Raw genomic sequence first — 13,658 nt, 5'->3', positions numbered from 1 at the left:
GACTATCATGAAAGGATATTTAATGATGTAATTGAAAATTCAGAAATACCTAAGGTATTAAATAAATATGGATATGATTATAAAAGTATTTTAGAAGACGAAAAAAAGTGGACTATTTTAGAAAAATCAGCTCCAGATTTATGTGCAGATAGAGTAGATTATACTTTAAGAGATATGCTTAGTTGTGAAGTTACAAATAAAAAAGAAATAGATGAATTTTTAAAAGATATTACAGTAGAAGATGGTAATATAGCAATGAAGTCATTAGAAAAGGCAGAGTGGTTTGTAGATCTGTATTATAAAGAAGTTATAGGATTTTTTATGAATCCGTTAGCTATATATTCTAGCCATAAATTATCTAATGCTTTAAGAATTTCATTAGAAAATAATGAGTTAAAATATGATGACTTATTAAAAACTGATGATGAGGTTTTATATATATTAAAAAGCTCTAATTTAAAGGAGGTAAAGGAATTAATAGAAAGCATAAATTATAATGTTAAAGTTATAGAAAATAAAGATGATTATGACATACATATAGTTAATAAATTAAGAACTATAGATCCACTAGTAATTATAGATGATAAAATATGTAGGGCATCTGAAAAATCTTCTTTTATTAAAGAGTTAAGTTTATCTTCAATAGAAAAATGTAAAGATGGTGCTTATATAAAGATAATAAAAAATTAAAAGTACATTTTTAAAACATAAAATATTAAAAGAAGGCTGTACATTTATTAGTGTACAGCCTTCTTTAATTCATTAGAAAGCCTTTAAGGCATTTTATTTAAATTATATAGTGTCTTTTCTTAAAATTTTTAGTGTAAGTATATTATCGTTATATAGAATATCTACATTATCAACCATCATACCAACTAATGTAAGCTCACAATCTAATTCACTTTCTCCACCTAGATGCCAGTAATATTGCTCAATTTCATGTTGTCTTTGAGTATTTAAAAGCATATCTAAATTTTCAAGTTCACTTTGAGGTAGGTTTAAAACTTCTCCAGAGATATAGAAATATGATTGGTTATCTTCATTTCCCATATCTATATGAACATCATCTGTTCCAAGTTTGTGAAAATAAGTTATTAATTCGCTTACAATTCTAAGATTTTTTTCTAATTTAAATTTCATTTTCTAATTAACCTTCTTTCTTAAATGTTGTTATTAATGGTATTAATATCATTGCTACAAATCCAGCAGCTAAGCCATTATTATATAAATTTAGTCCACCATGTAGATATCCTATATTTGTAACCATATTTACATGCAAAATACCAGCAACTATTCCTAGTTTCCATCCAAACTTACCTGAAACAGGAGCAAGAGCTGTTGAAAATAAAATAGATAATATTAATCCAGGCGATGTTATTGGATCAAAATGCATCATTGCAGCAATAGATGCTCCAATCATAACTGGAATAATATTTTTTAAATGCTTACCAAAACATCCAAATCCCATTATAGTAAGTATTCCACCCATAGTAGGTCCGTTTAAATCTCCACCTATTAAAACTACAAATAAGGTAGAAAATAAACCTAAAATCCCCATATTGATATAGGCAGCCTCACCAAATAAGACATAAAAGTCATTTACAAGCCTACCGCTTTGCTTGCTTATCTTTAATAGCTTTAATTTTGGATTATCACTAAAAATTAATCCAATAATAATTAAATATAAAGATATAACTATTAAAAACACTAAAAAAATCTTATTAGATCCTGTGTGCCATATAAGCCTACTTTCAAAATTAACTCCTAAGCTTCTAAATATAGACATAAGTAGTGTGGCGAAAAGTCCACCAGCAAAACCTATATTATAAAGATTAAATCCATTATGAGCCTTAATACAATGAGAGGCTATTGGTGGAAGAATAAATCCTGTTAATATTCCTATTGAATATCCAATAAATAATCCTTCTCCAGGGGTGAAATGCCCTGTAAAGCTTAATTGACTAACTGTTGGAGATAAAGATGTAGCAAGTAAGGCTACAAGTGTATAATTTAAAAATGGTTCTTTTTGGTATTTAGCAAATAAATAAACACCTATCATAATTGGCCATATGTTAAGAATGTTTTTTCCGAAAAATGAAAAACCAGTCATAAGCCATAAAGCCATTATAGTAGAACCATTTGGCTTAATTCCTATAGCAATTAATAAAAATATAGAAGCTAAACTAGTAAGAGCAGCATTTAAAAATGTAGCGCCAATTCCACCTATTTCTATATAATCAGTAATTAATATATCTGGAGTAAAAACGATATTTTTTAAGCCAGTAAATATTTCAGTGGGTGTATCCACTAAAAATGCAAAAATTATAAAGAAAATATACAACACAATTAATACTGCATATGGTGGGTAAATTCTTTTTTTTACCGTCATATATTAAATAAATCTCCTTTACACATAGTATTTAAGATAACTTATATAATATAAAGTATAACAAAACTTAAAGTGAATAAATATAAAAAAATAATTTGTTTTATAAGGTTTAAAAAATATCTTGCTAATACAAATATTATTGTGTAAAATTTCCTAGTATTTTGTTGATTCTTCTTCTTTAATTATACTGATAAAAGAGTATAATATAAGTAGTTGAATAAGATTTAATAAGGTAAATTATAAAGAGTAAAAGTTAAATTAGTATTAAATAGTAAGATGAATATAGATAAAATAAAAGATTTAACAATGGGAGGGTAAGAATGGAAGTAAAAAAAACAAAATTAGTTCCAGAGATCAAAGGAACTTTAAGAAGTCATGTAGTAGAAGTTCCAACAAAAATTAGAGATTGCAGCGGAATAAAGATATTCGGTAAAAGAATAAAATCACTATTATTCACTACAGATGTAGCAATAATAAGAAATACAAATGCGGATGCAATAATAGCAGTGTATCCATTTACCCCACAACCATTAATAACTCAAGCTTTAGTTATGGCAGCAGATGTACCAGTATTTTGTGGCGTAGGAGGAGGAATAACTCAAGGAAAGAGAGTAGTAAATCTTGCATTAGATGCTGAATTTAAGGGAGCTATGGGTGTAGTTGTAAATGCACCAACAGCTAATGAAATAATAAAAAGAATTCGTGAAACTATAGATATACCTGTAATTGTAACTATAGTTTCAGAATGTGAAAATATAAGAGAAAGAATAGAAGCAGGAGCAACTATATTAAATGTTTCAGGAGGAAAGAATACAGCTAAGATAGTAAGAAAGATAAGAGCTGAATTTCCTACATTTCCAATAATAGCAACAGGGGGGCCGACTGAGGAAACTGTGGCTGAAACTGTTGAAGCAGGAGCAAATGCTATAACATTTACACCACCACCTTCAGGTGATATTATGGGTGAATTAATGGATAAGTATAGAGGGGAATGAAAAATAAAATATAAAAATTTGGAAAATATGTAGCAAATTCGAAAAAACAGTGTATAATAATATATAAATAAATAATTACCAAGGTAGAGGTGCTATTATAAAGAGTAATTATGCTTAGTTGGCAAACCGTGAGGCATAACAAAAGGGATAATAGCCGAAGAATAAATAGAGCGAATATTTATTCTGGGTATGTATATAATATATGCATAACTGTCACGTAAAGTGGAGAGCTACGAGGTGCAATGATTTTGCAAATTATGAATTAGTAATGTGTTTTAGAGATTAATTTAAGTACATAAACTATCATAATTACAGCTACCATAATATGTAATTCTACCATCGCAATATATAGGCGGTGGTTTTTTATTTATAGAATATTTTTGGAGGTAAAAATTATGAAATTATTTGGGGCAATGGAAAACAGAAATGGAGAATTAGTAATTGGAGGAATTAAGGCAGAAACTTTAGCTAGTGATTATGGAACACCTTTATATGTAATGGATGAGCAATTACTTAAGGATACATGTAGAGGTTATATTACTAATTTTAGATGTAATGAAGAAGGAAATAGAGTTGCTTATGCAGGAAAGGCATTTTTAACAGTTGAAATGTGTAAGTTAATAAATGAAGAGGGGCTTTCATTAGACATAGTTTCAGGTGGAGAATTATATACAGCTTACAAGGCTGGATTCCCATTAGAAAAAACATATTTTCATGGAAACAATAAAACATTAGAAGAAATAGAGCTAGGAGTTAAACTAGGTGTAGGAAGATTTGTAGTAGATAATTTATGGGAAATGGAAAAGCTAAATGAAATTGCTTTAAAAAATAATAAGGTTCAAAAAATATATTTAAGATTAACACCAGGAATAGAAGCACATACTCATGATTATATTAAAACAGGGCAAATAGATTCAAAGTTTGGATTTGCACCAGTTGGAAATATTATTATGGATGCAGTAAAAACGGCTTTAGACTTTGATAATATAGATTTAGTTGGATTACATTGTCATATTGGTTCACAAATTTTTGAAACAGAGCCATTTGCAGATGCAGCAGAAGTAATGCTTAACTTTATAAATGCAATAAAGCAAGAAACAGGCCATATAATATCAGAGTTAGACCTTGGTGGAGGCTTTGGAATTTATTATTCAGAAGGAGATAAGCCAAGAGAAACAAGAGAATATTGTGAAGCTATATTAAATAAGGTAGATGAAGTATGTGAAAAGCTATCATTACAAAGACCTATATTAACAATAGAACCAGGAAGATCAATAGTTGCAAATGCAGGAACTACTTTATATACAATAGGTTCAATTAAAAATATACCAGAGGTTAGAACTTATGTAGCAGTAGATGGCGGAATGACAGATAATATAAGACCAGCATTATATGGAGCTAAGTATGAAGCTTATGTAGCTAATAAATTAAACAATGAAGCGGAAGAGTTAGTTACAATAGCAGGAAAATGCTGTGAATCAGGAGATATATTAATAAAGGATATAAGCTTACCAAGTGTTCAAAGTGGAGATATATTAGCAATAATGTCTACAGGTGCATATGGATTCTCAATGGCTAATAATTATAATAAAAATATTACACCAGCAGTAGTATTTGTTAGAAATGGAGAAGCAAAGGTAGTATCTAAAAGACAAAGTTATTTAGATTTAATAGAAAGAGAACTATAAGAATATTAGAAGATTATCTAGTGATTAAATTAGATAATCTTCTATTTTATTATTATTAAAGTTTGAATGCTAAAAAGTGTGCATTTTACACTTTTGTTAAATAAAATTTAAGATATTATATAGGGAAGCTAATATCGATATTTATGTAAAATATGTTATACTAAAAGATAAGAATAACAAATAAGAAAAGAGGTGGAGACAACTAGGTTGTTATAAATATGATTAGAAATGAATTTGTTGTAGATAGAATAGAAGATAAATTCATAGTTTTAGAAGATTCAGTAGGTGAACTTATAAATATTACAAGTGAATTTGTAGAAGGTATTCCTAAAGAAGGCGATGTTTTAGTTAAAGTTGATAATAAATATATTATAGATTATAAGGCTACTGAAAGTAGAAGAGAAAGAATTAATAGCTTAATGAAAGGTATGTGGGAAGAGTAATGGACGAAAAAAAAGTAGGGGAAGATTCAGAATTAACTAATAAAGAAGTAATTTTAGAAGATAAAGAAGAAGCAAGCCTTGATACTGAAGATAAAAAGAAAAGCAAAAAGGGATTCTTTTATGAGTGGGGTTTACCTATAATTGCAGCTGTAGTATTAGCCGTAATTATAAATAAGTTTGTTATTTTTAAAGTATATATTCCTTCAGAATCTATGGTACCAACATTAAATGTAGGAGATAGATTATTTGTAAGCAGAGTTTATAATCCTGAAAAGCTAGAAAGAGGAGATGTAGTTGTATTTTACTCAGAAGAGTTACAGGATTCACTAATTAAAAGATTAATAGGGTTACCAGGTGATAATGTAACTATACATGATGGTAAGGTAATAGTTAATGGTGAAGCTTTAGAAGAAGAATATATAGGAAACCAAGATAGATTTACAGGAACTTATGTAGTACCAGAAGGAGAATATTTCTTTTTAGGAGATAATAGACTTTGGTCTAAGGATTCAAGATACTGGGATGATCCGTATATTGAAGCAAAAGATATAAAGGGGAAAGCTCAAGTAAAGGTATATCCACTTAGTGATATGGGAAGAATTGAGTAATGACTATTAAAATATAGTTAAAGTGAGAAGTAGAATATGACAATGCTTGAAAAGTTTAAAGAACTTTTATATAAAGCAAATGATGATGTAGATATTGAATGTAATAGAAGCAGTACAAAAGATTTTATGAAAATAGTATGTATTGCATTAGTTTTAGCATTATTAATAGATAAGTTTATAGTATTTAATGCTTATGTACCAAGTGAATCTATGGTACCAACATTAAATTCAGGGGATAGGCTATTAGTAACAAGAGTTTATAACTTAGACATAATACAGCAAGGTGATATAGTAGTATTTTATTCAAATGAAAATAAAGAGCATATGGTTAAACGCCTAATAGGCTTACCAGGAGATACTGTAGAGATAATAAACGGAAAAGTGTTTGTAAATAATAAGGCTTTAGAAGAATCATATATTGAATTTACAGATAATTTTAGTGGAAGCTATAAGGTTCCAGAAGGAAAGTATTTTTTCTTAGGGGACAATAGGCCTAAATCTTTTGATTCAAGATTATGGGACACTACTTATATTGATGGAAATGACATAATTGGATTAGTAAAATTTAGAATACACCCCTTTAAATCAATAGGGAGTGTTAAGTAAATGGAGAGTAATGTATATGGATAAGAATACGAAAGATAATAATAATAACATGAAGAAAAAGCAATATATGATATGGTATGCTATATTAGCATTTTTATTCTTATATGCTTTTAGCGCAACAAAGGGTCTTATGACTACAAAAGAAATAAGCTACAATGAATTTTTAACTATGGTAGACAATAAACAAGTTGAAAAGGTAGTTATTTCAGGTAGTGAAATACAAATAACACCAAAAGAAAACACTGAAGATAGTGGTAAAGTACTTTATACTGGAGTTTTAGCAGATGACAACTTAGTTACTAAGCTTACAGAAGCAGGCGTAGACTATAGAGCTGTTCCTATGCAAGATAATTTTATAATAGATTTTCTTATGTATTGGGTATTAACACCTGTTCTTTTCTTCTTTATATTTAAATTCCTATTTGGAAAAATGGGCAAAAAAATGGGTGGTCCAATGATGGGCATGGGGAAAAGCAATGCAAAAGTATATAGAGATAACGATATAAAGATAAAATTTGATGATGTTGCTGGTCAAGATGAGGCAAAGGAATCATTAACAGAAATAATAGATTACTTAAACAATGTTGAGAAGTACACACAAATAGGAGCTAAATTACCTAAGGGAGCATTATTAGTAGGGCCTCCTGGTACAGGTAAAACATTACTTGCAAAGGCTGTAGCTGGAGAAGCTAATGTACCATTTTTATCAATTTCAGGTTCAAACTTCGTAGAAATGTTTGCTGGTATGGGAGCTGCTAAAGTAAGAGATTTATTCCAAGAAGCAGAAAAAAATGCACCATGTATTATATTTATAGATGAAATAGATTCTATAGGTAAAAGCAGAGATTCTCAGATTCAAACTAATGATGAAAGAGAACAAACTTTAAATCAATTGTTAACTCAAATGGATGGATTTGACTCAACAAAGGCTATAGTAATATTAGCTGCTACAAATAGACCAGAAATATTAGATAAAGCTCTTTTAAGACCGGGTAGATTTGATAGAAGAGTTATTGTTGATAGACCTGATTTAAAGGGAAGAATAGAAATACTTAAGGTTCATGCTAAGGATGTAAAGCTAAGCGATAAGGTAGATTTAGAAACACTTGCAAAGGGAACTCCAGGGGCTGTGGGAGCTGACTTAGCTAATATAGTTAATGAAGCTGCTTTAAGAGCTGTTAAGCATGGAAGAGATGAAGTTCTTCAAGAAGATTTAGAAGAAGCAGTAGAAGTAATAATTGCAGGTAAGGAAAAGAAGGATAGAATACTATCACCTTTAGAAAAGAGAATAGTAGCCTTCCATGAAGTTGGGCATGCATTAGTAGCAGCAATGCTAGAAGGAACAGACCCAGTTCATAAGATAACAATAGTTCCAAGAACTATGGGAGCTTTAGGTTACACAATGCAATTACCTGAAGAAGAAAAGTACTTAGTATCTAAGGATGAATTATTTAATCAAATAACAGTAATGTTAGGTGGTAGAGCTGCTGAAGAGGAAGTATTTAATCTTATTTCAACAGGTGCATCAAATGATATTGAAAGAGCTACGCAAACTGCAAGAAGTATGGTTACAGTTTATGGTATGACAGAAAAGTTTGATATGATGGCATTAGAATCAGTGAAAAACAGATACTTAGATGGTAGAGCTGTAAGAGAATGTAGTGAACAAACATCTACATTAGTTGATGAAGAAGTATTAAGCATAATAAGAAGTTCACACAAAAAGGCTAGAGAAATATTAAATGAAAATAGAGATTTATTAGAGAAGATATCAGAATATCTATTAGAAAAGGAAACTATTTTTGGAGAAGAGTTTATGAACTTTGTCTTTGAAAAGCATCCTCATTTAATAGCTACAAAAGGAAAAAAAGAATCTAAGGAAGAGTTAACTGATGTTGCAGTTACATTAGATATGAAAAAAGAAGATGTAAAAGAGGAAGAGGTTTTAAGTGAAGCTATAGAAGAAGTTTCAGTAGAAATTTCAAAAGAGGTTTTAGAAGAAACTTTAGATGGATCTTTAAAAGAAGAAATTTTACAAAGTGAAAAGTAATATATTTTTAAGTAAAATATTAAATTTTACTTGTATGTATTTACATAAAAATATAATATAAATAGTAAACACTAAAGATTAACCATTCTATATATTATAGGGTGGTTAATTCCTTTAAGTGGAGAGAGGGGAATGTAAAATGGATAGAATTGAATTTTTAAGAGAAGAAGAAAATCTAGAAAGAACCCTAGAACAACTAAATGCAGAAATTTTAAACTACATAGATAAAAGAAAAGGAATTGTAGATTATATACTAGATTACAGAAAAAAGTTTGTTGAAGAATATAAAGACGATGAAGATAAGCTAATAGAGTATTTTGACCATGAAAGATACGTAAAGGAAGAAGCTTATAAAACAATAGATAGAAAGCTAGGAGAATTTACAAAGCTTAAGGAATCACCTTACTTTGGAAAGGTTACATTTGTAGATGAGGGAATAGGTGAAACTGCTTATATAGGAAGATATGGATTAACTCCAGAAGGTTCATATGAGCCAGTAGTAGTAGATTGGAGAGCTCCAGTAGCATCATTATTTTATAAAGGGATGATAGGAAAAACAAGCTATAAGGCACCAAATGGAGAGGTACCTGTAGATATTATTGAAAGAAGACAATTAATAGTAAAGAAAGCTAAATTAGAAGGATTCTTTGATTCAGATATTAATGTTCAAGATGAAATACTTCAAATGGTTCTTTCATCAAATTCAGGTGAAAAGCTAAAAGACATAGTAATGACTATTCAAAAAGAGCAAGATGAAATAATAAGAGCTGATAGAAGTAGAGTAGTTGTTGTTAATGGTGTAGCAGGATCAGGTAAAACAACTATAGCATTACATAGAATAGCTTACTTACTATACAATTTTAGAGAACAATTAACAGATAAGGTTTTAATCTTAGGACCTAATGATATATTTATGGATTATATTTCAGAGGTTTTACCTACATTAGGAGAAACAGCTGTTAAAAATGAAACATTCTTATCATTTGCATATAAGGAAATTGGATTAGAAGAACCTGTTGTAGGATTAACGGCTTATTTAGAAGAAGTTCTTAAGGAAAATGAAGAAGCATTAAAGGAAATAAAATATAAATCTTCAAAAGAATTTATAGAATTCTTAGATTTTAATGTTAACCATATAGAAAATAATTACTTTACACTTAAGCCTGTATATTTTGCAGGAGAAGAAATAGTTGGATTAGAAGAAATAGAAGAATTATTTGAAAAGCATTATAAATACATGCCTTTATTTAGAAGAAGTCAAAAGGTAAAGAGAATATTAACTTCAAAAATAAAGGATAAGAGAGATGAAAAGGTAAGAGAAATAAATGCAAAGGCTAAAGAAAAGCTTGCAAAAATGACTAGTGAAGAATTACTTATCGAAGAAAATAATGTTGAGTTCCAAAGAAGAAATGACATTAGAGATGTAGTAAGAGAAGTAATGAATTCAAGAGCAGAGTTAGATACATGGATTGAAAATGAAAGCTTAGTTTCTATTTATAAGAAATTAGTAAATATTGAAGTACTTTCTTATTTAGATTTACCAGCAATTTTATATTTAATGATTAAATTAGATGGAAAAAAAGTAAGAGAAGAAATTAAACATATTGTAATAGATGAGGCTCAAGATTATAATTTCCTACAATTATTAGTTTTAAGAGAATTAACGGGTTGTAGAAGCTATACTATAGTTGGAGATTCAAATCAAAGATTAGTAAAAGCAGAAGAAGTTCCAGCTATGCTAAGAATGAAAGAATTATTTGGTGGATTTGTTAGCTTATTTGAATTAAATAAGAGTTATAGATCTACATTCCAAATAATGGACTATGCAAGCAAGTTATTAGATGAAAATGCTATTGTTCCATTTGTTAGAAAAGGTGAATTTGATGTATTAGAAACATCTGTGCCAGAAAGTGATAAGGAAGGATTAATAGATGTATTATTAAATCTATTAGAAGATTATCAAGAAGAAAACTATGAAAATATAGCAATAATAACAAAAGGAAAAGATGAATTAAAGAAAATAGCACCAATACTAAAAGAGCATACTAATATTTTAGCTTTTGATAATGAAGATGTAGTTTATAGAGGTGGTAAGGTATTAGTTCCATCATACTTTGCAAAGGGATTAGAATTTGATGGAGTAATAGTTGTAGATTTTGATGATAATACAGATGATTTAATTAAATACATTATGTGCACAAGAGCACTTCATAGATTATCAGTAGTAAAAATTGAAAATGCATAAATAAAATCTTATATTTTGAAAGACAGGGAAATTTAATATAATTATAAAAGGTTAAATAGTTTAGAAATTAATTTTAAACATATAATAAGAAAAAAGAGACTTCTAAAAATAGAGGTCTCTTTTTCTGTATATTTAAGAGGTTTATAATTATAAGCTTAGAAAATAAAATTGCTAAAGATTAACTAAGCTTAGAAAAACAAAAGGATTAAGGTTCATACGTTTCAAGTCTAGAAATAACCTTATTGCAAATATCATTGCAAATATTAAAATCCATAGCATCTATATAGAATTTTTCTAAATCATCATGAAGAACATGGGCATTAGTAATAAAGGAAAGACCTTTATTAATTAAGTCATAGAAAAGTTTTTTATCATATTCTATATGAGCTGAATTATTTGCTATAACATCTGGTTTACAAAAATCAGTAATATTATAAGTTTTTCCTGTGAAGGTACTTCTACTTATTTCATTTTCAGTTAAAACACAAGCTGATAATTCTGGTATAAATATATGCTCAAGCCTTTCAGGAATAAATGGATCATGCATATACTCTACAAAGTAGCCTTTCTTTTGAGCAGTTTTAGCAACTTCATTTAATATATGAGTCTTATTTAAACCAGGTCCGCCTTTTAAAATATATTTAGTTTTGAGCTTAGATACAAGATCAGGTGCAAAGGTAATTATTCCATTAGGTGTAAAGGCTGTAGAGAATAAGTGTCTTTCTCCACCATAACCAGATTTATTTCCTCTTAAGACTTCTTCTTTTATACTTTCAGATATTGTTAGGATTTTAGAATTATCTAAAGAAGAAGCATTTAATGCACTCCAATCATCGTGTATGGCCTTTGCAGATGCAAAAAATCTATATGCACGAGCAAAGTTGTTACTTATGTTTTTACTTACTTCCATAATTTCTTTCTTATTTAAAGAAAGAGCATCCATATCTAAAGCATCACCCATATTTAATACTTCATCTACTGCTCCAGGATGGATAGGATCAACTATGTGGGGAGATGTACCATCTAATAATGCTATTTTTAATTCTTTAACTACAACAGCATCAAGAGATTCATTATCAGAAGAACAATGATGATATTCAATTGTATATCCTTTAGCTTGAAAGTGTGCGCCAACCTTTTTCATTAAGGATGACTTTCCAGTACCAGGTCCACCTTTTATACATAAAATTCTTTTTGCATCTTCTTGAGTTAAGATATATCTGTAAAAAGAATAAAATCCTTTTGATGAATTACCACCAGGGAAAAGGTGTCTTTCTTTTAGATCAGTCAATATAATCACTCCTATATTATTAAATTATATTTAATTACAGTATATGTAAAAATGAGAAAAGTGAGCCTGTAAAATTCATTTTATATTATGTATAATTACCAAAAATAAAATTATGTTTATGCAAAATATATTAATAAATATGTAGAGTGTGTTTATTTTAATAGTATAACATATAGTTTCGAAGGCTTTTGATATGGTTAAAACCTAGTTTTTAGAGTTTTTGAGAATAAAAATTAAAAAAATATACAAAAAATGCTTGCATAAATATAAACTTATAATGTATAATTATGCCATAGTCAAATGGAAGTAATAAGTAATAATAAAAAAGAAAATTGTTAGGGGGATAAATATATGAAAAAAGGAATATTAAATAAGATTTTAGCAGCTTCATTAGTAAGCGTTATGGCATTAGGATTAATGGGATGTGGAGGAAATTCAACATCGGATACTGATTCTCAAAAGGACATGCTAGAGGTTATTCAAGAAAAGGGAGAAGTTGTAGTTGGAATGAGTGCTGACTATGCACCTTATGAATTTCATATTTTAGAAAACGGAGAAGATAAGGTAGTAGGTTTTGATGTTGATATAGCAAAGGAAATTGCTAGTGATTTAGGAGTAGAATTAAAAATTCAAGAAATGGATTTTGATGCTTTAGTTGGGGCTTTACCAGCGGGAAAAGTTGACTTAGTTATTTCAGGGATGAATCCTGATGAGGAAAGAAGAAAGGCTGTTGATTTTTCAGATATATACTACGTATCAAGTCATGGAATATTAGTTAGAAAAGAAGATAAGGACAAGTATAAAAATATAGAAGATTTAAATGGATTAAAAATTGGTGTTCAATTAGGGTCAACTCAAGAAAAGATAGCTCAAGAAAAGGTTGAGGGAGCTAAATTAACTCAATTAGCAAATGTAAATAATCTTATTTTAGAATTAAAGAGTGGAAAAGTTGATGCTTTAATTATTGAAACACCAGTGGCTGAAATGGCAATTGGATCAAACCCAGATTTAGTAGTTGGAGATGTTAAGTTTGAAGAAGAATCAGGTGGAAATGCAGTTGGTATAAAGAAAGGTTCTCCAAAGCTAGTAGCAGAAGTAAATAAGACAATAAACAGATTAATAGATGATGGAACATTAGATAAATACATTGTAGATGCAATAAATTTATCAGATAAAGAAGTAAAGCAATAGTTTTATAATCTACATTAAACTTAAAGGAGGGACTTATAGTGGGATTAGATTTTAGTTTCATACCAGAATATTTACCATACTTTTTCAATGGTGTTAAATACACATTATTAATATCATTAATAACAGTTTTGTTTGGTTCTATATTTGGTTCA

The 13,658-nt window shown here is 28.8% G+C and carries 12 protein-coding genes and 1 riboswitch; of the genes, 9 read left to right on the top strand and 3 right to left on the bottom strand.

What is annotated here, in order from left to right:
- On the top strand, window positions 1–690 hold a 690-nt coding region (locus ACRDBA_RS05270; protein WP_438571877.1), incomplete at its 5' end, for an HD domain-containing protein.
- A 102-nt stretch (window positions 691–792) separates the two neighbouring features.
- Here ACRDBA_RS05270 and ACRDBA_RS05265 read toward each other — a convergent pair.
- Complete coding sequence (locus tag ACRDBA_RS05265; protein ID WP_438571876.1) at window positions 793–1,140, bottom strand: hypothetical protein; 348 nt, start codon at window positions 1,138–1,140, stop codon at window positions 793–795.
- 7 nt (window positions 1,141–1,147) lie between these two features.
- On the bottom strand, window positions 1,148–2,389 hold the full coding sequence (locus ACRDBA_RS05260) for a DUF1576 domain-containing protein (RefSeq protein ID WP_438571875.1): 1,242 nt from the start codon (window positions 2,387–2,389) through the stop codon (window positions 1,148–1,150).
- A gap of 320 nt (window positions 2,390–2,709) precedes the next feature.
- Here ACRDBA_RS05260 and ACRDBA_RS05255 point away from each other — a divergent pair, with 320 nt between their 5' ends.
- The 7 genes from ACRDBA_RS05255 to ACRDBA_RS05225 all read left to right on the top strand — a co-directional run bounded on the left by ACRDBA_RS05255 (window position 2,710) and on the right by ACRDBA_RS05225 (window position 11,024).
- Window positions 2,710–3,384 (top strand): hydrolase, encoded by a 675-nt coding sequence (locus ACRDBA_RS05255; protein WP_438571874.1) that lies wholly within the window; start codon window positions 2,710–2,712, stop codon window positions 3,382–3,384.
- A 76-nt stretch (window positions 3,385–3,460) separates the two neighbouring features.
- Window positions 3,461–3,625, top strand: a riboswitch (Lysine riboswitch).
- A gap of 154 nt (window positions 3,626–3,779) precedes the next feature.
- Complete coding sequence (gene lysA, locus ACRDBA_RS05250; protein ID WP_438571873.1) at window positions 3,780–5,072, top strand: diaminopimelate decarboxylase; 1,293 nt, start codon at window positions 3,780–3,782, stop codon at window positions 5,070–5,072.
- Window positions 5,073–5,290: 218 nt separating this feature from the next.
- Window positions 5,291–5,515 (top strand): DUF3006 domain-containing protein, encoded by a 225-nt coding sequence (locus ACRDBA_RS05245; protein WP_438571872.1) that lies wholly within the window; start codon window positions 5,291–5,293, stop codon window positions 5,513–5,515.
- Window positions 5,515–6,123, top strand: a complete 609-nt coding sequence (gene lepB / locus ACRDBA_RS05240) for a signal peptidase I (RefSeq protein ID WP_438571871.1) — start codon at window positions 5,515–5,517, stop codon at window positions 6,121–6,123. The genes ACRDBA_RS05245 and lepB (ACRDBA_RS05240) overlap by 1 nt, the downstream gene beginning before the upstream one ends.
- Before the next feature lie 36 nt (window positions 6,124–6,159).
- On the top strand, window positions 6,160–6,729 hold the full coding sequence (lepB, locus tag ACRDBA_RS05235) for a signal peptidase I (RefSeq protein ID WP_438571870.1): 570 nt from the start codon (window positions 6,160–6,162) through the stop codon (window positions 6,727–6,729).
- Window positions 6,730–6,745: 16 nt separating this feature from the next.
- On the top strand, window positions 6,746–8,779 hold the full coding sequence (ftsH, locus tag ACRDBA_RS05230; protein ID WP_438571869.1) for an ATP-dependent zinc metalloprotease FtsH: 2,034 nt from the start codon (window positions 6,746–6,748) through the stop codon (window positions 8,777–8,779).
- 139 nt (window positions 8,780–8,918) lie between these two features.
- Complete coding sequence (locus ACRDBA_RS05225) at window positions 8,919–11,024, top strand: HelD family protein (RefSeq protein ID WP_438571868.1); 2,106 nt, start codon at window positions 8,919–8,921, stop codon at window positions 11,022–11,024.
- A 205-nt stretch (window positions 11,025–11,229) separates the two neighbouring features.
- Here the strand turns inward: ACRDBA_RS05225 and ACRDBA_RS05220 are convergent, their stop codons facing one another.
- Entirely contained in the window at window positions 11,230–12,315 is a 1,086-nt protein-coding gene (locus ACRDBA_RS05220; RefSeq protein WP_438571867.1) for a PRK06851 family protein, read from the bottom strand.
- Between the two features lie 351 nt (window positions 12,316–12,666).
- Here ACRDBA_RS05220 and ACRDBA_RS05215 point away from each other — a divergent pair, with 351 nt between their 5' ends.
- Window positions 12,667–13,506, top strand: coding sequence for a transporter substrate-binding domain-containing protein (locus ACRDBA_RS05215; protein WP_438571866.1), 840 nt, complete (start codon window positions 12,667–12,669; stop codon window positions 13,504–13,506).
- The last annotated feature ends 152 nt before the right edge of the window (window positions 13,507–13,658 follow it).

Source organism: Clostridium sp., from assembly GCF_051654825.1.
Lineage (GTDB): Bacteria > Bacillota > Clostridia > Clostridiales > Clostridiaceae > Clostridium.
The sequence above is the reverse complement of the archived record's forward strand: the minus strand, read 5'-3'. Positions and strand labels throughout refer to the sequence as shown.